17 protein-coding genes and 1 riboswitch are annotated in these 19,305 nt (G+C 69.7%); of the genes, 9 read left to right on the top strand and 8 right to left on the bottom strand.

The features are described 5' to 3' along the window. Positions 1–10: 10 nt before the first annotated feature. Genes ACZ5IK_RS26910 through ACZ5IK_RS26895 form a run of 4 tightly spaced genes read right to left on the bottom strand, consistent with a single transcriptional unit; the run spans position 11 to position 4,386 of the window. Entirely contained in the window at positions 11–1,132 is a 1,122-nt protein-coding gene (locus ACZ5IK_RS26910) for a bifunctional 2-methylcitrate synthase/citrate synthase (protein WP_465490210.1), read from the bottom strand. A gap of 10 nt (positions 1,133–1,142) precedes the next feature. Beyond that, positions 1,143–2,036 carry a methylisocitrate lyase gene (gene prpB, locus ACZ5IK_RS26905; RefSeq protein WP_465490209.1) on the bottom strand — a complete coding sequence of 298 codons (894 nt, stop codon included), beginning with the start codon at positions 2,034–2,036 and terminating at the stop codon, positions 1,143–1,145. Continuing rightward, the gene (locus ACZ5IK_RS26900; RefSeq protein WP_465490208.1) at positions 2,036–3,517 is read right to left on the bottom strand and encodes an MmgE/PrpD family protein; all 1,482 of its coding nucleotides are present in this window, start codon (positions 3,515–3,517) and stop codon (positions 2,036–2,038) included. Before ACZ5IK_RS26900 ends, prpB begins: the two co-directional genes overlap by 1 nt. Continuing rightward, positions 3,517–4,386, bottom strand: coding sequence for a 3-hydroxybutyryl-CoA dehydrogenase (locus ACZ5IK_RS26895; protein ID WP_465490207.1), 870 nt, complete (start codon positions 4,384–4,386; stop codon positions 3,517–3,519). The genes ACZ5IK_RS26900 and ACZ5IK_RS26895 overlap by 1 nt, the downstream gene beginning before the upstream one ends. Positions 4,387–4,519: 133 nt before the next feature. Here ACZ5IK_RS26895 and ACZ5IK_RS26890 point away from each other — a divergent pair, with 133 nt between their 5' ends. The 6 genes from ACZ5IK_RS26890 (at position 4,520) to ACZ5IK_RS26865 (ending at position 11,691) form a co-directional block, all read left to right on the top strand. Continuing rightward, positions 4,520–5,920 carry a short-chain fatty acyl-CoA regulator family protein gene (locus ACZ5IK_RS26890; protein WP_465490206.1) on the top strand — a complete coding sequence of 467 codons (1,401 nt, stop codon included), beginning with the start codon at positions 4,520–4,522 and terminating at the stop codon, positions 5,918–5,920. An 87-nt stretch (positions 5,921–6,007) separates the two neighbouring features. Further along, positions 6,008–6,193, top strand: a riboswitch (cobalamin riboswitch). 160 nt (positions 6,194–6,353) lie between these two features. After that, complete coding sequence (locus ACZ5IK_RS26885; RefSeq protein ID WP_101608331.1) at positions 6,354–7,853, top strand: CoA-acylating methylmalonate-semialdehyde dehydrogenase; 1,500 nt, start codon at positions 6,354–6,356, stop codon at positions 7,851–7,853. Positions 7,854–7,860: 7 nt separating this feature from the next. Further along, positions 7,861–9,000: an acyl-CoA dehydrogenase family protein gene (locus ACZ5IK_RS26880; RefSeq protein WP_465490205.1), complete on the top strand. Its 1,140-nt coding sequence runs from the start codon at positions 7,861–7,863 to the stop codon at positions 8,998–9,000. After that, the gene (locus ACZ5IK_RS26875) at positions 8,997–10,031 is read left to right on the top strand and encodes an enoyl-CoA hydratase/isomerase family protein (RefSeq protein ID WP_465490204.1); all 1,035 of its coding nucleotides are present in this window, start codon (positions 8,997–8,999) and stop codon (positions 10,029–10,031) included. The genes ACZ5IK_RS26880 and ACZ5IK_RS26875 overlap by 4 nt, the downstream gene beginning before the upstream one ends. Continuing rightward, positions 10,028–10,915 (top strand): 3-hydroxyisobutyrate dehydrogenase, encoded by an 888-nt coding sequence (gene mmsB, locus ACZ5IK_RS26870; RefSeq protein WP_465490203.1) that lies wholly within the window; start codon positions 10,028–10,030, stop codon positions 10,913–10,915. Before ACZ5IK_RS26875 ends, mmsB begins: the two co-directional genes overlap by 4 nt. Beyond that, a complete protein-coding gene (locus ACZ5IK_RS26865; RefSeq protein ID WP_465490202.1) occupies positions 10,912–11,691 on the top strand; it encodes an enoyl-CoA hydratase in 780 nt (259 codons plus the stop codon). The genes mmsB and ACZ5IK_RS26865 overlap by 4 nt, the downstream gene beginning before the upstream one ends. On the opposite strand, the gene ACZ5IK_RS26860 is transcribed toward ACZ5IK_RS26865, so the two are convergent. Continuing rightward, entirely contained in the window at positions 11,682–12,383 is a 702-nt protein-coding gene (locus ACZ5IK_RS26860; RefSeq protein WP_465490201.1) for an SWIM zinc finger family protein, read from the bottom strand. The two genes, ACZ5IK_RS26865 and ACZ5IK_RS26860, sit on opposite strands and share 10 nt — an antisense overlap. Beyond that, positions 12,376–15,387 carry a DEAD/DEAH box helicase gene (locus ACZ5IK_RS26855; protein ID WP_465490200.1) on the bottom strand — a complete coding sequence of 1,004 codons (3,012 nt, stop codon included), beginning with the start codon at positions 15,385–15,387 and terminating at the stop codon, positions 12,376–12,378. Before ACZ5IK_RS26855 ends, ACZ5IK_RS26860 begins: the two co-directional genes overlap by 8 nt. Positions 15,388–15,535: 148 nt before the next feature. Here ACZ5IK_RS26855 and ACZ5IK_RS26850 point away from each other — a divergent pair, with 148 nt between their 5' ends. Continuing rightward, the gene (locus ACZ5IK_RS26850) at positions 15,536–16,651 is read left to right on the top strand and encodes a DICT sensory domain-containing protein (RefSeq protein WP_465490199.1); all 1,116 of its coding nucleotides are present in this window, start codon (positions 15,536–15,538) and stop codon (positions 16,649–16,651) included. 13 nt (positions 16,652–16,664) lie between these two features. Beyond that, complete coding sequence (locus tag ACZ5IK_RS26845; RefSeq protein ID WP_465490198.1) at positions 16,665–17,285, top strand: YaaA family protein; 621 nt, start codon at positions 16,665–16,667, stop codon at positions 17,283–17,285. Between the two features lie 9 nt (positions 17,286–17,294). On the opposite strand, the gene ACZ5IK_RS26840 is transcribed toward ACZ5IK_RS26845, so the two are convergent. Then, positions 17,295–17,723 (bottom strand): MarR family winged helix-turn-helix transcriptional regulator, encoded by a 429-nt coding sequence (locus tag ACZ5IK_RS26840; protein ID WP_465490197.1) that lies wholly within the window; start codon positions 17,721–17,723, stop codon positions 17,295–17,297. A gap of 70 nt (positions 17,724–17,793) precedes the next feature. Here ACZ5IK_RS26840 and ACZ5IK_RS26835 point away from each other — a divergent pair, with 70 nt between their 5' ends. Then, positions 17,794–18,402, top strand: a complete 609-nt coding sequence (locus ACZ5IK_RS26835) for a TIGR03086 family metal-binding protein (protein ID WP_465490196.1) — start codon at positions 17,794–17,796, stop codon at positions 18,400–18,402. Here the strand turns inward: ACZ5IK_RS26835 and ACZ5IK_RS26830 are convergent. Next, positions 18,386–19,258, bottom strand: coding sequence for an alpha/beta fold hydrolase (locus ACZ5IK_RS26830; protein ID WP_465490195.1), 873 nt, complete (start codon positions 19,256–19,258; stop codon positions 18,386–18,388). The two genes, ACZ5IK_RS26835 and ACZ5IK_RS26830, sit on opposite strands and share 17 nt — an antisense overlap. Positions 19,259–19,305: the final 47 nt, after the last annotated feature.

Below are 19,305 nucleotides of genomic sequence, written 5' to 3'. Positions count from 1 at the left end.
ACTTCCCCTGTCAGCCCACGGTGCCGAGCACCCGTTCGGTCGGCCCGGTGTACGCGCTCGACGGCCGGATCAGGCTGTTGTCGGCCAGTTGCTCGGCGATGTGCGCGGTCCAGCCGGTGATCCGGGCGGCGACGAAGATCGGGGTGAAAACGGTGGTGTCGAAGCCGATCAGGTGGTACGCCGGGCCCGCGGGATAGTCCAGGTTGGGGTGCAGGCCCTTCGCGTCGGACATCGCACGGGCCAAGGCTTCGTAGAGATCGAGCAGGTGGTGTCCGTCGCGGAGTTCCGCGATCTCCTGCAGGGCACGGCGCATGGTGGGCACGCGGGAGTCGCCCGTCTTGTAGACACGGTGCCCGAAGCCCATGATCTTGCGCTTGTCCGCCAACGCCGCGGTGAGCCAGGCTTCCGCGTTGGCGGCGGTGCCGATCTCCTCGAACGTCGTCATGACGGCTTCGTTGGCGCCGCCGTGCAGCGGGCCTTTGAGCGCGCCGATGGCCGCGGTGACGGCGCTGTAGAGATCCGACAGCGTGGACGTGACGACACGTGAGGTGAACGTCGAGGCGTTGAAGCTGTGCTCGGCGTAGAGGATCAGCGAAGTCTCGAAGGCCCGGACGATCACGGGTTCGGGGACCTCGCCGAGCGTCAGGTACAGGAAGTTCTCCGCGTAGCCGAGGTCGTCGCGCGGCGCGAGCGGGAGGAGGCCGTGCCTGCGCCGTTGGGTCAGCGCGACGACGGCGGGCAGCGCGGCGAACAACCGGAGTGCCTTGGCACGGTTGGCTTCCAGGCCGTTGTCGTCCTCGTGCGGGTCGTGCGCGCCCAGGATGCTCACCGCGGTGCGCAGGGTGTCCATCGGATGCGCGGTTTCCGGCAGCGAGAGCAGGGTCAGCACGAGGTCCCTCGGCAGGGTCCGGTGGGCGCGCTCGGCCTCGTTCTGGGCGGCCAGTTGCTCCGGTGTCGGCAGCTCGCCGTGCCAAAGCAGGTAGGCGACCTCCTCGAAACGGCATTTCCCGGCCAGATCCTGGACGGGATAACCGCGGTAGGTCAGGGAGTTGGTGTCGGGGTTGACCATCGACACCTCGGTGGTGTCGACGACGACTCCGGCGAGTCCTTTGTGGATACTGGGTGCGGGCATGGTCGTCCTCTCAGACGCGGAAAGTGAAGACGTTCTCGTCGAAAGTGCTGTAGGACTCGTAATCGAGCAGGTCGTAGAGATCGCGCCGGTGCTGCATCCGGTCGAGCAGATCCGCTTGGGTGCCCTGCGCGGTGATGGCGTCGAGCCCGGCTTCCGCGGCGTGCATGGCCAGGCGCAACAGGGTGACCGGGTAGATCACGACGTTCACGCCGAGCGATTCCAGCGTTTTCACGTCCAGCAGTTCGCTTTTCCCGAACTCGGTCATGTTCGCCAGGATCGGGACGTCGACGGCGGCTCGCAGCCGTTCGAAGTCGCCCGCGTCCCGCATCGCCTCGGGGAAGATCAGGTCGGCTCCGGCGTCGGCGTAGGCCTTGGCGCGGTCGATGGCGTCGTCGATGCCGTGCACGGCCGCGGCGTCGGTGCGGGCGGCGATGACGAAGTCCGGATCGCGGCGAGCGGCGACGGCGGCGGTGATCCGCCGGACAGCGACGTTCCGCTCGACGACGTCCTTGCCGTCGAGGTGACCACATCGTTTGGGGTTCACCTGGTCCTCGAGGTGCATCCCGGCGACGCCGGCGTCCTCGAGTACCTGTGTGGTGCGGGCGGCGTTCATCGGTTCGCCGAAGCCGGTGTCGGCGTCGACCAGCGCGGGCAGCGCGGTGACCCGGGCGATCTGCTGCGACCGCCCGGCGACCTCGGTGAGCGTGGTCAGCCCGATGTCCGGAAGGCCGAGATCCGCCGAAAGGACCGCGCCGGAGATGTAGACGCCCTCGAAGCCGCGTCGCTCGATCAGCTTGGCCGACAACGGGTTGAACGCGCCGGGAAGGCGTTGCAGCGTCCCGGAGTTCAGCCCGGTGCGGAAGGCGGCCCGCTTCTGCGCGGCGGAGGGAGCGGCGTGCAGCATCAGAAGATCCCCTTGCTCGTCGGCGCGGCGTCGATTCCGGCCGGGAGCACGATCCCGGCGACCTCGGCCGCGTCCAGTTCCCCGAGCCGGGTGACCGTTTCGAGGAACCGGTCCTGATCGGCGGTGGCGATCACCCCGTCGGCCAGCGTACGGAACTTGGCGACGTACTGCTCCCGGGCGAAGGGCCGTGCCCCGGCCGGGTGAGCGTCGGCGACGGCGATCTCGTCGCTCAGCACCGTGCCGTCGGCGAGGGTGATCTCGACGCGGCCGCCGAACGCCGGTTCGGGCGCGTGATAGCGACGAGTCCATTCGGGATCCTCGACGGTGGCGACCTTCTGCCAGAGTTCGACCGTGTCCGGCCGTGTCGCGCGAGCCCGGTCGTAGGACCGCTCGTGGTGCCAGGCACCGTCCTGCAGGGCGACCGCGAAGATGTACGGGATCGAGTGGTCCAGCGTTTCGCGGCTGGCGTGGGGATCGTACTTCTGCGGATCGCCCGCGCCGGAGCCGATCACGTAGTGCGTGTGGTGGCTGGTGTGGATGAGGATCCGCTCGACCTTGCCGAGCTCGCCGATCCTCGGGCCGAGCCGCCGCGCGAGGTCGATCAACGCCTGGCTCTGGTACTCCGCCGAGTGCTCCTTGGTGTAAGTGTCCAGAATGGACTGTTTCGCCCCGCCCGGCGCCGGCAGCGCTACCGTGTATTCGGCGTCCGGGCCGCTCAGCAGCCACGCGATGAAACCGTCCTCGCCCTCGTAGATCGGGCTCGGCGCGCCTTCGCCGCGCATCACCCGGTCGACGGCCTCGATCGCGGTCTTCCCGGCGAACGCGGGCGCGTAAGCCTTCCACGAGGAGATCTCGCCTTTGCGGGACTGGCGGGTCGTCGTCGTGGTGTGCAACGCCTGCCCGATCGCCTGGTAGACGGTCTCGGTCTCCAGGCCCAGCAACGCGCCGAGACCACCCGCGACCGACGGGCCGAGGTGGGCGATGTGGTCGATCTTGTGTTCGTGCAGGCAGATCCCGCGCACGAGGTTCACCTGCAGTTCGTATCCGGCGGCGATCCCGCGGAGCAGGTCCGCGCCGGTGCGCCCGGTGTGCTGGGCGACGGCGAGGATCGGCGGGATGTTGTCGCCGGGGTGCGAGTAGTCCGCGGCGAGGAAGGTGTCGTGGTAGTCGAGTTCACGCACGGCGACGCCGTTGGCCCAGGCGGCCCATTCCGGGGAGTACCGGCCTTCGACGCCGAAGACCGCCGCGCCCGGCTTTCCCGGATGCGCCAGGGCCTGGTCGCGGGCCGAGCGGACGGGGCGCCTCGCCAGCGACGCGGCCGCCACGGCGGCGTTGTCGATCACGCGGTTGATCACCATGGCCGCGACCTCGGGGGTGACCGGGACGTCGTCGGTGGCGACCGAGGCGAGCTTCCACGCGAGCTGCTCCTCGCGGGGCAGCGATTCGGCGGAGCGGTAGGTGCGGACGGTGTGGTCGATCATCACTTTCCCTCGTAGACGTGGAATCCGCGGCCGGTCTTCTTGCCGAGCAGCCCGGCGTCGACCATGCGCAGCAGCAGGGGCGGTGGCGCGTAGAGCGCTTCCTTGAACTCGGCGTAGAGCGAGTCCGCGATCGCGGCCACGGTGTCGAGGCCGATCAGGTCGGTCAGGCGCAGGGGTCCCATCGGATGCGCGGTACCGAGTTCCATCCCTCGGTCCACATCGGACGCGGCGGCGAAGCCCGACTCCACCATCCGGATCGCCGACAGGAGATACGGCACGAGCAGCGCGTTGACCACGAACCCGGCCCGGTCGCGTGCCCGTACGGTCTGCTTGCCGAGGACGTCGCGGGCGAACCGTTCGGCGCGGTCCACTGTGGACGCGCTGGTCAGCAGCGAGCCGACCACCTCGACCAGCGGCAGCACCGGGACCGGATTGAAGAAGTGCAGGCCGACGACCTGCTCGGCCCGCCCGGTGGCCATCGCCAGCCGCATGATCGGGAGGGAGGAGGTGTTCGACGCGAGGATCGCGTCGGGATCGGTCACGACCTTGTCGAGTGTCGCGAACAGCTCCAGTTTGACCTGCTCGTCCTCGGCGACGGCTTCGATCACCAGCTGGCGGTCGGCCAGTTCGCCGACGTCGGTGGTGAACCGCAGCCGCCAGGCGGCGCGTTCGGCCTCCGCGCGGCCGAGCTTGCCCGCCCGGACCGCCCGATCGAGCGAGGCCAGAATCCGCGCGCGGCCCGCGTCGGCGGACGGCGCGTCCTGTTCGCACACAACGACGTCCAGGCCGGACCGGGCGCACACCTCGGCGATTCCGGCACCCATCTGACCGGCCCCGACGACGCCTGCTCGGGCGATCTCCGCGCTCATCCGCACTCCCTTGTGAACCTTGTGGTGCTCTGTCACGAGCGTGGCACCGACCTCGGGATCGTCGCTAGCCCGCAGCGCTGTGAAGAGTTGTGAACGTTCGCGAACCGCTTGTAAAAGTTGTTACAGTCGGCTTGTGGAGAAGATGTACGCGGGTGCCCGGCTCCGCCAGCTGCGCGAAGGCCGGTCCATGACGCAGTCCGAACTGGCCAGACTGCTGGAGATCTCGCCGAGTTACGTCAACCAGCTCGAACACAACGGCAGGCCACTGACCATGCCGGTCCTGCTGAAGCTCACCGAGACCTTCGGCGTGGACACGGAGTTTTTCGCGGCCCGCGACACCGCCCGGCTGGTCGCCGACGTCCGCGAGGTGTTCGGCGACAACACTGTCAGCGGCGAGATCTCCGCGGGCGAGGTCGACGCGCTGACCACCACGCTGCCCGAGGTGGCGCGGACGCTCGTCGCGCTGCACCGTCGCTACCGCGAAGCCGTGGAGAACATCGCCACGCTGGTGACCGAGCAGGGACTCGACCGGTCGACCGCGCACCAGCCGCACGAGGAGATCCGGGACTGGTTCTATCTGCGCCGCAACCATGTCGCGGAACTGGACGCCCCCGCGGAGAAGCTGGCCGCAGAGTTACGCCTCCACCCCGGCGAAGTCCGCAGTGGACTGGCCGCCGGGTTGCTGGACCGTCACGGCGTCAAGGTGGTCTCCGAATCCCTCGGCGCCGATCAGCACCACTTCGACACGCGCGGGAAGACGCTGCGCCTCTCCCCCGCGCTGCGCCCCGGTCAGGCCGCGTTCCGGCTAGCGTCCGAGCTGGCGCTGCTGGAGGCAGGCGACGTGATCGACCGGCTCGTCGACGACGGGAAGTTCAGCGGCGACACCGCCCGGCGGCTCGCGCGGATCGGCCTGGCCAACTACTACGCGGGCGCACTTGTACTGCCGTATCGCGTTTTCCTCGGCGCGGCGGAACGCTACCGCTACGACATCACGCGCCTTTCCGACCACTTCGGCGTCGGCTTCGAGACGATCTGCCATCGACTGTCCACTTTGCAGCGACCGGGCACCCGCGGCGTGCCGTTCTCCTTCGTGCGGGTCGACCGCGCGGGCAACATCTCGAAACGTCAGTCCGCCACCGGGTTCCACTTCTCCCGCGTCGGCGGCTCGTGTCCACTGTGGATCGTCTACGAGGCGTTCAGCTCGCCGGGCCGGATCCTCACCCAGGTCGCCGAACTCCCGGACGGCAAGAAGTACTTCTGGCTGGCCCGCACCGTTTCCCGCGCGGCGGGCGGGCACGGCGATCCCGGCAAGACGTTCGCGATCGGGCTCGGCTGCGAACTCCGGCACGCGCGGCGGCTCGTGTACTCCGACGGGCTGGCCCTCGGCACCGGCGCGGCCGTCACCCCGATCGGGATGGGGTGCAAGGTCTGCGAACGGCCCGCGTGCCCGCAGCGCGCCTTCCCCGCGATCGGGAAACCGATGCGGGTCGACGAGCATTCGTCCAGCCTGCTGCCCTACCCGCCACTCTCGTGAGTGGTAAGGACGGTTCTAACCGCCCTTACCACTCACGAGACCCAGCACGTACCTGAGGCGTACGCCACACCCTTGTCCTCGACATAGTCGGACTTCCTACTTTATGGTGTCCACAGGTCTGCGGTGCAGGGAAGCCGGTGAAAATCCGGTGCGGTCCCGCCACTGTGACCGGGGAGCGGCGCTCCCGCAGAGAAGGCCACTGGCGCGAGCCGGGAAGGCCGGAGCCGCCGCGGATCCGGGAGCCAGGATACCGGCCGCAGACGTGTCGTGTTCGTCCACGAGGATGGAGCTGAACGCATGCGGATTCTTCCTGCCTGCGCGAAAGTCGCCGACCCGCCACCACCCCGGCGGTAAGTCGTCCGTACTCCCCTGCCCGGCCACCGATCGTGGTCTTCGGGCGGCTTCGTCCTGCGTACTTTCGGAAAGGGCATCCATGAGCACCGAACTCAGCCACTTCGTCGGCGGCAAGCCGGTGTCGGGGACATCCGGCCGGTTCGCCGACGTCTTCGACCCCAGCACCGGCGCCGTCCAGGCCCGCGTCCCGCTCGCCTCGGCCACCGAGGTCGCCGCCGTCGTCGCCGACGCGGCGCAGGCCCAGCTCGAATGGGCCCGCTGGAACCCGCAGAAGCGGGCCCGCGTGCTGATGAAGTTCGTCGACCTCGTCCGCGCGGAAGAGGACTCCCTCGCCCGCCTGCTCTCGTCCGAACACGGCAAGACCGTTCCCGACGCGCGCGGCGACATCCAGCGTGGCCTCGAAGTGGTCGAGTTCGCCATCGGTATCCCGCACCTGCTCAAGGGCGAGTACAGCGACAGCGCGGGCACCGGCATCGACGTCTACTCGATGCGGCAGCCGCTCGGCGTGGTCGCCGGCATCACGCCGTTCAACTTCCCCGCGATGATCCCGTTGTGGAAGGCCGCCCCGGCGATCGCCTGCGGCAACTCCTTCGTGCTCAAGCCGTCCGAACGCGACCCGTCGGTGCCGCTGCGGCTGGCCGAACTCTTCCTCGAAGCAGGTCTGCCGCCGGGCGTGTTCAACGTGGTCAACGGCGACAAGGAAGCCGTCGACGCGCTGCTCACCGACCCCCGCGTCGAGGCCGTCGGCTTCGTCGGCTCGTCGTCGATCGCCGAGTACATCTACACGACCGCCGCCGCGCACGGGAAGCGCGCGCAGTGCTTCGGCGGCGCCAAGAACCACATGATCGTGATGCCGGACGCCGACCTCGACCAGGTCGTCGACGCGCTGATCGGCGCCGGGTACGGCTCCGCGGGTGAACGCTGCATGGCGATCTCCGTGGCCGTCCCGGTCGGTGAAGCCACCGCCGACGCGCTGGCCGCCCGGCTGACCGAACGCGTCAAGACGCTGAAGATCGGTGCTTCCCTGGACGAGACGGCCGACTTCGGGCCGCTGGTCACCGCCGAGGCCGTCCAGCGCGTCCGCGACTACATCGACGTCGGCCTCGCCGAGGGCGCGAAACTGCTGGTCGACGGCCGTGAGACCACTGTGGACGGTCACGAGAACGGCTTCTTCCTCGGCGGCTGCCTGTTCGACCACGTCACCAGCGACATGCGGATCTACCGCGAGGAGATCTTCGGCCCGGTGCTGTCGATCGTGCGCGCGGCCGACTACGAGGAAGCGCTGCGGCTGCCCAGCGAACACGAGTACGGCAACGGCGTCGCGATCTTCACCCGCGACGGCGACACCGCCCGCGACTTCACCTCGCGGGTGAACACCGGCATGGTCGGGGTCAACGTGCCCATCCCGGTCCCGATCGCCTACCACACCTTCGGCGGCTGGAAGCGCTCCGGTTTCGGCGACCTCAACCAGCACGGACCGGACTCGATCCGGTTCTACACCAAGACCAAGACGGTCACCTCGCGCTGGCCTTCGGGCACCAAGGAAGGCGCCAGCTTCGTCATCCCGACGATGAGCTGAGGCCGCGATGAGACTGACCGACGAACAGCGGGCCCTGCGTGAGACCGCCGCGGAGTTCGCGGCGGAACACCTCGCCCCGCACGCGATCGAATGGGACCAGGCCAAGCATTTCCCGGTCGACGTCCTCCGCAAGGCCGCCCAGCTGGGCATGGGCGGCATCTACCTGCCCGAGGACCTCGGCGGCTCCGCGCTCGGACGGCTCGACGGCGTCCTCGTGTTCGAGGCGCTCGCCGGCGGCTGCCCGTCGCTGGCCGCCTACATCTCGATCCACAACATGGTCGCGACCATGATCGACAAGTTCGGCGACGACGCCCAGCGGCACCGGTACCTGCCCCGGATGTCCACGATGGACGCGTTCGGCAGCTACTGCCTCACCGAACCGGACGCGGGTTCCGACGCGGCGGCACTCTCCACCCGCGCCCGCCGCGACGGCGACCACTACGTGCTCGACGGCGTCAAGCAGTTCATCTCCGGCGCGGGCACTTCGGACGTCTACGTCGTGCTCGCCCGCACCGGCGGTCCCGGCGCCCGGGGCATCTCGGCGTTCATCGTCGACCGGGACACGCCCGGGGTCTCCTTCGGCCCCAACGAGATCAAGATGGGCTGGAACGCCCAGCCCACCAGGCAGGTCGTCTTCGAGGACGCCCGCGTCCCGGCGTCCGCGCTGCTCGGCGGCGAGGGCAACGGGTTCCGGGTCGCCATGTCCGCTTTGGACGGTGGCAGGCTCAACATCTCGGCCTGTTCCCTCGGCGGCGCCGAAGCCGCGCTCGGCATGGCCGTCCGGCATCTGTCGGAGCGCTCGGCGTTCGGCGAGAAGCTGTCCGAGAAGCAGGCGTTGCAGTTCCGGCTGGCCGACATGCGCACCGATCTCGAGGCCGCGAGGACCTTGCTGTGGCGGGCCGCGGACGCACTCGACCAGGGCGAGGACACCGCCACCCAGCTTTCGGCGATGGCCAAGCGGTTCTGCACCGACACCGGGTTCGAGGTGGCCAACCAGGCGCTGCAGCTGCACGGCGGCTACGGCTACCTCGCCGAGTACGGGCTGGAGAAGATCGTCCGCGACCTGCGGGTGCACCAGATCCTCGAAGGGACCAACGAAATCATGCGCGTGATCATCTCGCGCCGGATGCTGCAGGAGGCTTCGTGAACGACGTCCACTTTCTCGTCCACAGTGGAATCGGCCGGATCACGCTGAACCGGCCGCGTGCGCTGAACTCGCTGAACCACGACATGGTCCTCGCCATGCTCGAACGCCTCGAAGCGTGGCGTTCGGATCCGGCGGTCCGCGCGGTGCTGATCGACGGCGCCGGTGACCGCGGGCTCTGCGCGGGCGGCGACATCCGCGCGATCTACGACGACGCCCGCACCGGCGGCACCGCGTCCCTGCGCTTCTGGGCCGACGAGTACCGGCTCAACGCCCTCATCTCGCGGTACCCGAAGCCGTATCTGGCGCTCATGGACGGTCTCGTCATGGGCGGCGGGGTCGGGGTCTCCGCGCACGGCAGCCACCGGATCGTCACCGAACGATCCCGGATCGGCATGCCCGAAACCGGCATCGGCTTCGTCCCGGACGTCGGTGGCACGTACCTGCTGTCCCGCGCCCCCGGTGAACTCGGCACGCACGTCGCGCTCACCGCCGGGTCGATCTCCGGCCCCGACGCGATCCACTGTGGACTCGCCGACCACTTCCTGCCGAGCGAACGGGTTCCGGACCTGCTCGACGCGCTCGCGTCGCGCACTCCGGACAACGCGCTGGAACTGTTCGCCGAGCCCGCGCCGCCGAGTGTGCTGGCCAAGGACGCGGACTGGATCGACCAGTGCTACGCGGCCGACACCGTCGAAGAGATCCTCACCCGGCTTCACTCCGGAGGTGACGCGGCGGCCACCGCCGCCAAGGAGATCGAGGCGAAGTCCCCCACCGCGTTGAAGGTGACGCTGCGGGCGCTCCGCACGGCCGCGACGCTGCCCGATCTGGAAACCGTGCTGGCGCAGGAGTTCCGGATCTCGACCCACGCGCTCTCCTCCGCCGAGTTCGTCGAGGGCATCCGGGCGCAGATCATCGACAAGGACCGCTCGCCGAAGTGGTCGCCCGCCACCCTGCCCGAGGTGGAGGACAAGCTCGTCGATGCCTACTTCGCCGATCTCGGTGACGCGGAGTGGAACGGGGTGGCCCGATGACGATCGCCTTCCTCGGCCTCGGCAACATGGGCGGCCCGATGGCCGCCAACCTGGTCAAGTCCGGTGAGACCGTCCACGGCTACGACCCAGCTCCCGCCGCCCGCTCCGAGGGCGTGGCCAGGTTCGACACCGCGAGCGCGGCCGTCGCGCGGGCCGACGTCGTCCTCACGATGTTGCCGAGTGGCAAGCACGTCCTCGACTGCTATCGGGAGATCCTGCCGTCCGCGCGCCCCGGCACGCTGTTCGTCGACTGCTCCACCATCGACGTCGCCGACGCCCGCCAAGCGGCCGAGCTGGTCACCGCGGCCGGTCACCGGGCGGTCGACGCGCCCGTTTCGGGCGGCGTGGTCGGCGCCGAAGCCGGGACGCTGACGTTCATGGTCGGCGGCGATCCGGAGGCGTTCGCCGCGGCCGGGCCCCTGCTCGGTGTCATGGGCGCCAGGGCGATCCACTGTGGACCGTCGGGCGCCGGTCAGGCGGCGAAGATCTGCAACAACATGATCCTCGGCGTCTCGATGATCGCCGTCTCCGAGGCGTTCGCGCTCGGCGAGGAACTCGGCCTCACCCACCAGGCGCTGTTCGACGTCGCCTCGACCGCGTCCGGCCAGTGCTGGGCGCTGACCACCAACTGCCCGGTGCCCGGCCCGGTCCCGGCCAGCCCCGCCAATCGCGACTACACCGGCGGATTCGCCAGCGGCCTGATGCTGAAAGACCTGCGGCTGGCCGAATCCGCCGCCCGGGACAACGACGTCGCCACCCTGCTCGGCACGAGGGCCGCGGAACTCTACGCGGCGTTCGTCGAGCGGGACGGTCCCGGCCGGGACTTCTCCGCCATCATCACCGCCGTCCGCGACGGCCTTCTCGGCAAGGAAACCACCGCATGAGCGAGTACGAGACCATCACCGTCGAGCGGGCGGGCGACCGCGTCGCCCTGATCACCCTCAACCGTCCCAAGGCCCTCAACGCGCTGAACCTGCAAGCGATGCGGGAGATCACCGGGGCGGCGGGCGAGCTCGGCCAGGATCCCGACGTCGGCGCCATCGTCCTCACCGGTTCCGCCAAGGCCTTCGCGGCGGGCGCGGACATCAAGGAGATGCAGCCGCAGTCGTTCAGCGACGTCTACGCGGCCGACTGGTTCGCCGGCTGGGACGCGCTGTCCCGCGTGCGCGTCCCGCTGATCGCCGCGGTCTCCGGCTACGCGCTCGGCGGCGGTTGCGAACTCGCCATGATGTGCGACGTCCTGATCGCCGCCGACAACGCCAAGTTCGGCCAGCCGGAGATCACCCTCGGCGTCATCCCCGGCATGGGCGGCTCGCAGCGGCTCACCCGGGCGATCGGCAAGGCCAAGGCGATGGACCTGTGCCTCACCGGCCGCATGATCGACGCGGCCGAAGCGGAGCGGTCGGGGCTCGTCTCCCGAGTCGTCCCGGCGGAGAACCTGCGCGACGAGGCCCTCGCGGTCGCGGCGAAGATCGCGAGCATGTCCCGTCCCGCGGCCATGATGGTCAAGGAGGCCGTCAACCAGGCCTTCGAGACCGGTCTCGCCGACGGGCTCCGGTTCGAACGGCGCCTGTTCCACGGCACCTTCGCCACCCAGGACCAGAAGGAGGGCATGGCCGCGTTCACCGAGAAGCGCGAGCCGAAGTTCCTTCACTCCTGACCGGTGAGCACCCGGTAGAGCGGTCGCAGCAGGGCGGTGACCGAGGTTCCGTCCACCGTGGCCTTGAGCGGTGGGACCTCGTCGAGCAGCCCCAACGGGTCCCCGGCCTGGGGTCGTCGCGTGTTCGTGACGTCCCCGGCCGGGCCCCAGCCGAAGAAGTCGTCCATCACCTCGTCGAGGGCGGGCGTCTCGGTTTCCGCCGACGGCGCCGTGACCCGGGCGCCCGCCTGCCGTCCGATCTCTTCGAGCAGCGCCGTGCGGTCCCGTCCGCGGAGCGCGAAGATCGCGAACGGGTCCGCTTCGTCCGCGAGCGCGATCAGTCCGGCGACGAGGTGGTCGCACGGGACGCGGGTGCCAGGGCACGTGCAGTCCAGCGAAAGTTCCCACGCCGCCTCAGGGAACAGCGGTACCTGCTCCGCGGCGAAGAAGCGGTCGATGTCGTCCGGGACCCGCCCGTCGAGCAGGGCCGTGGTCGTGGCCTCGTCCGCGACCACGGCGGCGACGACCGCCGTCCACACCTGCTTGCCGAACGTCGGCAGGCCGACGCGGACCTCGTAGAACCGTTGCCGTGTCACCCGGACCTGGGCGACGGCAGCGCCGGGGCCGATCGTCAGCGTGTCGACCCGGCAAGGCGGCACGAGTCCTTTGTGGACGCCGAGTTCGCCGAGCGCCCGGCGGAATCCTTCAGTCATCGGCCGCCTCCCGTCCCAGCGCGAAGACCTCGCGCAGCGAAGCGGTGGACAGCTCCGTGAGCCAGTCCTCTCCGTCGGTGACGACGAGACCCGCCAGCGCTTCCTTCTTCGTGATGACGGCGTCGATCCGTTCCTCGATGGTGCCGGGGCAGACGAACTTCCGGACCTGGACGCTCCGCCGCTGGCCGATGCGGAAGGCCCGGTCGGTGGCCTGTTCCTCGACCGCCGGATTCCACCACCGGTCGAGATGCAGGACGTGGGTGGCGGCGGTGAGCGTCAGCCCCGCTCCCCCGGTCTTCAGCGACGCGAGCAGGATCGGCGGTCCTTCGCCCGACTGGAAATGCTCGACGATCGAGTCACGGCGGCGCTGCGACAACCCGCCGTGCAGAAAGGCGATCTTCGCGTTCAGCCGGTGCGAAAGATGCGGCACGAGCAGGTGACCGAACTCGGCGAACTGCGTGAAGCACAGCGCGCGGTCACCCGACTCCAGGATCTCCGCGAGGAGTTCTTCGAGCCGGTTGACCTTGCCGGACCGGCTTCCGATCGGTGAACCGTCGTGCAGCAGATGCGCGGGGTGGTTGCAGATCTGCTTGAGTTTCGTGATCGCCGCGAGGATGTTGCCACGCCGTTTGACCCCGGCGCTGTCGGCGATCTTGGTCATCATCTCGTCCACGGTCGCGCGATACAGCGTCACCTGTTCGCGGGTGAGGCGGTACTCCTGGAGGATCTCGATCTTCTCGGGCAGGTCGGCGAGCACGGTGGGGTCGGTTTTGAGGCGCCGCAACAGGAACGGCCGGGTCAGGCGGCGCAGCTCGGTGGCCGCGGCGAGATCGCCCCGGCGCTCGATCGCCACTTCGAACCGCTCGCGGAACTCTTGCCTGCCACCGAGGACGCCGGGGTTGAGCAGGTCCGAGAGCGACCACAGATCGGCGAGCCGGTTCTCGACCGGCGTCCCGGTCAGCGCGATCCGGTGGCCGGCGGGGATCCGGCGCAAGGCCTGAGCCGGGCCGGTGTTCTGGTTCTTGACCGCCTGCGCCTCGTCGAGGACGAGCCGGTGCCACCGGATGCCCGCGAGTTCGTCGGCGTCACGGGCGGCGGTCGAGTAGGTGGTGACGACGAGGTCCGCGCCCTCGGTCCGCGCGGCCAGCCGCGCCCCGTGCTCACGATCGGCGCCATGATGAAGGTGGACGCGCAGTTCCGGCGCGAATCTGGCCGCTTCGCGTTGCCATGTCCCGAGCAACGACATCGGGCAGACGAGCAGCGTCGGCCTCCGGTCGTCCTGTGCCCGCTCGATCGCTTCGAGCGCGAGGAGCTGGACCGTCTTGCCGAGCCCCATGTCGTCGGCGAGGCAGGCACCGAGCCCGATCGACGTCATGAACGAAAGCCAGGCGACGCCCCGGCTCTGGTACGGCCGCAGGGTCGCCAGGAACGTCGGCGGCGGCTCGACCGGCTCGATGGTGCGCTGGACACGCCCGCTGAGGAAGTCGTCGATCCAGCCGTCGGTCGTGACCTCGGTGACCGGCAGCGGTGCTTCGAAGCCTCCTCGGAGCAGGGCCAGCAGGTCCGCCGGGGTGGGCAGCGGCGGTTTCTCGCGGTCCGGGTCGCGGCGCAGGTACTCGAGACCGTCGCGCAGCAGTTCGGGGTCCACGCTCACCCAGCGGCCGCGCAGCCGCACCAGTGACGACTTCGCCGCAGCGAGCCCGGCCAGTTCCTCGTCGGTCAGCGCGTCTTCCCCGACGGCGAGCGCCCAGCGGTAGGAGGCGAGCTGGTGGCGGCCGAGCCGGTGCACGGCGGCCTGATCGACGGGCGCCCCGCGAACGGACAGTTTGAGCGCGAGCTTTCGCCTGCCGCCCCAGCTCGCCGGGAGCTGGACGTCGAAACCGGCCGCGACCAGCTGTTCCGCGCCACCGTCGAGGAACTCCACGGTTTCGGCGACGGTGAGGTCGTAGATGCCCGGCTTCTCCACCCGGACAGCCGGATCGAGCAGCGGCAGCACTCCCGCCGCTCGTTCCAGTTCGGCGGCGAAAAGACCTTCGGGGTCGGTGAACTTCGCGCCCGCGCTGCCGGACCAGACGTCCTCGGCCGGGAGCAGGAGGCTGGGATCGGCGGCGGAGCGCAGGAGGAAATGCAACTGCCACTTGGTTCCGTCACCGGTCTGGTCGTCCGGATCGTCCGCCGGACCATGCAGCGTGGGGACCTCGTCGAGCCGGAGACAGACAGTGCCCTCGGTGAGATCGGTGTCACCGACGGCGTCCCAGGCCGCGATGCCCTCGGCGACGATCCCCATCCGTCCCGGCGCCTGGCTGATCCGGTCGTCGGCGCTCTTCAGCGCGTGCAGCCACGACCCGAACGGTCCTTCGCGTCCGTCGCTCTCCGAAGCGTGGCCCGCGGCGGCCAGGCGATCGCGGACGGCGGCGTCGACCAGGGTGTGGAGCGCGTCGGTGACCAGCGCCGCCGGACCGGGCCGGGTGTGTTCGGCCCGGCCGACCGGCGGGGTGGCCGCGATCAACGACCGGAGTGTGACGGCGTCGCCGCCCCGGGCCACCGGCCGCCACCGGGCTCGCGCCACGATCTCGTTCCGCTCGAGCGTGGGCAGCACGCGGCCGCGGCGCACCAGGTCGTCGGCCAGCCGGACGACGGCGCGCAGGTGGCGGACCGAGGTGCCATAGCTGACCGTGTCCGCCAGGTCTCCCAGCTCGGAGGGGTCGATCAGGAGCGCCGGGACCGACCACGGCTCGAGCGACAGTTCTTGCGGCGGACGGCCGCGGGTGCCCAGCTCGGGCGAGGCGACCGGGCCGCCACGCCTTGACGGCAGCAGCAGGACGGCCGACGCCGGTTTCCCGGGGTGCAGCTCGGTCAGATCCGCGACCGACGCGGCGAAGGGATGCGGCCGGGCGACGCTCGACGGCCGCATCGACGTCGTCGCCGGACGGTCTCCGTGTTCACCCCACAGCACGATTCCGCGGCCACGGGACCACAGGCCGTGCACGACGAGTGGCGACATGGTCTCCCTTCCGCGGTCTGGTTCCCTCCAGCATGCCCGGGGCCGATCAGCGTCCGGTCAGCGAGGGTCACACCATCGTGTAGCTAGGCGGACGTCGCCCGCTCTTCTAGCCTGATGTGCTCGTCCCCACACGGAAGCGATGCATTCGATGACCGACGGAGAGGCGCGCGCGGGCGTGCTGTCGAAACGCGCGCTGGTGATCGCCTCCCACGCCGTCGAACGGGCCGCGCTCGCCGAAGGCACCGACGAGAACATGGTCGTTCTCGCGCTTTTCCAGCGCTTGCCGTACTTCGAGCGGGAACGCGAGGTCTACGCCAGGATCGCCCGTCGCGCGGCGGTGACCGTTGTCGGCATGGTCGATTCCGGCCGCCCGGACCTGCCGCACGGCGTGACGCCGGTACTGCTGCGCGCCGACGAGAACCTCGCCCGTGAATGGTCGGTCGCGGTGCTCACGCCGACCTTCGGCGGCTCGGTCGTCGCCCAGGATCTCGACGACGTCGACCCCTCGGCGACGTCCGTCGAAGCGGCCCGCCGTTTCCAAGGCCGCTGGGGTTTCCGCCGCGACGAGGCCTACGCCGAAGTCGTCCGGCTGCGCGACGCGCTCGGCGATCGGCTGCCGCCCACCGCGCGGATCAAGATCGACGAGGTCCTGAACAGCGTGACGACCCCGGCGGCGGCGCCGGTGGAAAACCGCGCGGAAGCGGCTCTGCGTCACCTCGCCGCCCGGCTGGAGCGACGGCCGTCGCCGAAACCCGACGAACCGGCCCTCGCGATCGATCCCGACACCGGCCTGGCGACCATGGCCGGGATCGCCGGCTGGCTGGGCGCGTCGACCGACACCGTCCCGCTCGGCCTGATCCTCATCACCGTCGACGACCTCACCGAGGTCGGGCGGCGCCACGGCGACCGGGTCAGGATGCACACCGAGCAGAACATCGCGGATCTGATCCGCGAGGACCTGCGCCCGCTCGACCAGGCCGTCCGGCTCGGCACCGGCGAGTTCCTGCTCGTCCAGCCCGCGCTGGGGTCGGCCGACCTCACCGAACGCAGCCTGCGCCTCGAACGGCGGCTCGGCGCGCTCCACGCCACGTACCCGTTCGTGGATCTGCACCCGCGGACGACGACCATGCTCACGAGGAAACGGCCGCTGCCGGTGCATTCCCTGCGCGCGCAGCTGAAACAGGTGCCGACGGCGGCCTTGTGGCCGCCCAGTCAAGGCATGCTCCCGTCGCCGAACGGCGGCGGTTCGACCTGGTTCCGCTGATACCGTCTCCCCGGTGAAAACCGTCCTGGACACGATTGATCCGCGCGAAGCATTGACGATCCTCGGCTGCTCGAAGGGCAAGACCCGCGGGGGTACTACGCCCGAGACCGGCACCGTCTGGCCGGAAGAGATGCTTCGCGCGCGAGCTGGGGTCCTGGCGAAGTCCAAGGTCGACAGTGGCGGACTGCGGCCCGCGTGGCTCCGCTACAACGGGCACTTCTACCGGAACGTCGGCGGCGCGCTGGGCGAGGCCGTCGAACACGGGCGGACGCTGATCCTCAGCGGCGGCTACGGAATCCTGCGCGCCGACGAGCCGATCTCCTACTACGACCGGAAGCTGAAGCTCGGCGACTGGCCGTCCGGTGTGCTCGAAGACGCCGTCATCAGGGAAGCGCGCCGGATCGGGGCGACCAAGGTGGTCACGTTCGTCTCCGCCAGCGCCGACTACGCCAAGCTGATCCGGCGAATCCCCTGGGGTGACACGGAAATCGGAGCCGTGCTGGTGACGATCGACTTCCACGACGGCGGGGCGCAGATCGAGGTGCCGCGGCGCCTCGCCCAGGCTTTCGGTGCGTGGTGGCACCGGACGCCGTCCGGTTACCCGGCGGGGATGGTCACCGAGGTCCTGGCGTAGGCCCCGGGGTCACGGCCATCGCACTTCGGAAAGCGCGAGCGCGGCGCGGAGGAACGCCTTGCGGTCGGCGGCGGGGAGCTGGTCGAGGAGCCGCTCCTCCTGCTCCTGGATCCGCGACTGGGCCGACCTTCGCGCGGCGCGGCCGTCTTCGGTGATCCCCAGCAGCCGGACCCGGCGATCCTTCGGGTCGGGCTCGCGGGTGATCAGGCCGCCTTCCTGGAGGGTGTCGAGGGTGCCGATGATCCGGGTCTTGTCCGCGCCGATCGCCTTGGCGAGCGCGGCCTGCGTGCGGACGGGCCCGTCGTCGAGGGCGCTGAGCACCACGTAGCCCCACATCGTCAACCCGTGCTCGGCCAGCACCGGCGACTCGGCGGTCATCAGCCGTCGCATCAGCCCGCCGAGCATCGCCGCGAGATCCGGCCTCCTCTGCTCCGCCATGCGCAGACCATACCGACCGGACTCTCGAAACCGGTTGACGAACTCGTACGCACATGTAGATGATGTGCGTATGCCTATCGATGAACTCCGCATCCTCGACGCCATCGTGGTCCGGGCGAGCCTCGGCCTCGTCTCCCAGATCACCCCCAGCGACCTGGAAAGACCGACCCCCTGCACCGCCTGGACCCTGCACGGCCTCCTCGCGCACATGGCCACCCAGCACTACGGCTTCGCCGCCTCGGCCGACGGCGAGAGCCACCTCGACCACTGGCGCCTGGTCCCGCTGGGCGAAGACCCCATCGCCACCTACCGCGACTCGGTCAAGCGAGTCCTGAACGCCTTCGTGCCCCACGACCTCGACGCCCGCAAGTTCGCGCTCCCCGAGTTCTCCACCGAAATCACCTTCACCGCGGAGCAGGCACTGGGCTTCCATTTCGTGGACTACCTGGTGCACTCCTGGGACGTGGCCAAGACCCTCGGCCTCCCGATCGAGTTCCAGCAGGAGGTGCTCGACGCCGGACTGAAATTCGCCGAGTCGATCCCGAACGGGCAGAACCGCAAGGCACCGGGCGCCGCGTTCGGCCCGGCCGTCGACGAGAAGGGACCGTCCGATTTGGACACGATCGTCGCCCTGCTCGGCCGCTCCCCCTCCTGGCCGGACGCTAAGCCCGGGGCCTGACCGGTACGGCCTCGAGGATCCGGGCCGTGACCAGGTCCGGTTTCTCCAGGGAAAGCCCGTGAGTGGTCTTCGGCACGACCTCGACGCGCAGGTGCGGGCTCAGTGATTCGAGCCGGGCCTCCACCTCACGGGCGTTGTGGATGACACTGCGTTCGGCGACGACGATCCGGGTGGGTACGTCGATGGCGTACAGCTCGTCGTCGTTGAACAGGTGCATCTCGGGGAGGCGCTGCTTGTACTTGAGGGCACCGAAAAGCAAGGGCCGGACAGTGTGCCGCACGTCCGGATCCCCGGACGACACCAGCCGGAGCAGCCATTTCGGCAGGAACCAGCGGAAGATCTCACGCAAACTCCACCAGATGAAGCTCCGGCCGATCACCCCGAACCCCGAGGCTTCGAAGGTGACGACACCGGCGATCCGCTCGGCCGTCCGGGAAACGAGGTTCAAGGCGAGCCAGCCACCTCGCGATACTCCGGCGAGATAGACCTTTTCGTGGCCGGTTCCCGCGAGCACCCCGTCGACCACCTCGGCGAGCCAGTCCGCGCAGTCCTGTGTGGACTCGATGGGCGCGGTCTGGATCGACCGCCCCGGCTCGCCCATCGTGTCGACGGCGTGGATCCGGTGCCGCACGGCGAGCTCCGCGATATGCGGATACCAGGACAACGACGTTCCCATCCCGCCGGGAAGCAGCACGACCGGCGGGCCGTCTTCAGGACCGCAAGACCGGACGCGGGTCGGGCCGAATCTCGTCTTGACGTCCAGTTCCTCGGCGGGAACCGGCCACTTCCGCAGGATCGCGTCATAGGTGGCGAAGAAGCGCTCTTCGGCCTTCTTGTCGGTGAACTCCCCCAGCATCGTGCCTCCTCGAAGTTTTCATGGTGCACTTGCACCATAACATTCCG

Source organism: Amycolatopsis sp. NPDC031561 (genome assembly GCF_055580625.1).
Note: the sequence above shows the minus strand (reverse complement) of the source record. Positions and strands in the feature narration are given on the sequence as shown.

Coding starts and splice junctions, on each gene's coding strand:
- ACZ5IK_RS26850 (WP_465490199.1), top strand. CDS start 15,536: ATGACCGACGGAGAGGCGCGCGCGGGCGTGCTGTCGAAACGCGCGCTG.
- ACZ5IK_RS26855 (WP_465490200.1), bottom strand. CDS start 15,387: ATGTCGCCACTCGTCGTGCACGGCCTGTGGTCCCGTGGCCGCGGAATC.
- ACZ5IK_RS26880 (WP_465490205.1), top strand. CDS start 7,861: ATGAGACTGACCGACGAACAGCGGGCCCTGCGTGAGACCGCCGCGGAG.
- prpB (WP_465490209.1), bottom strand. CDS start 2,036: ATGCTGCACGCCGCTCCCTCCGCCGCGCAGAAGCGGGCCGCCTTCCGC.
- ACZ5IK_RS26900 (WP_465490208.1), bottom strand. CDS start 3,517: ATGATCGACCACACCGTCCGCACCTACCGCTCCGCCGAATCGCTGCCC.
- ACZ5IK_RS26895 (WP_465490207.1), bottom strand. CDS start 4,386: ATGAGCGCGGAGATCGCCCGAGCAGGCGTCGTCGGGGCCGGTCAGATG.
- ACZ5IK_RS26885 (WP_101608331.1), top strand. CDS start 6,354: ATGAGCACCGAACTCAGCCACTTCGTCGGCGGCAAGCCGGTGTCGGGG.
- mmsB (WP_465490203.1), top strand. CDS start 10,028: ATGACGATCGCCTTCCTCGGCCTCGGCAACATGGGCGGCCCGATGGCC.
- ACZ5IK_RS26830 (WP_465490195.1), bottom strand. CDS start 19,258: ATGCTGGGGGAGTTCACCGACAAGAAGGCCGAAGAGCGCTTCTTCGCC.
- ACZ5IK_RS26840 (WP_465490197.1), bottom strand. CDS start 17,723: ATGGCGGAGCAGAGGAGGCCGGATCTCGCGGCGATGCTCGGCGGGCTG.
- ACZ5IK_RS26865 (WP_465490202.1), top strand. CDS start 10,912: ATGAGCGAGTACGAGACCATCACCGTCGAGCGGGCGGGCGACCGCGTC.
- ACZ5IK_RS26835 (WP_465490196.1), top strand. CDS start 17,794: ATGCCTATCGATGAACTCCGCATCCTCGACGCCATCGTGGTCCGGGCG.
- ACZ5IK_RS26860 (WP_465490201.1), bottom strand. CDS start 12,383: ATGACTGAAGGATTCCGCCGGGCGCTCGGCGAACTCGGCGTCCACAAA.
- ACZ5IK_RS26910 (WP_465490210.1), bottom strand. CDS start 1,132: ATGCCCGCACCCAGTATCCACAAAGGACTCGCCGGAGTCGTCGTCGAC.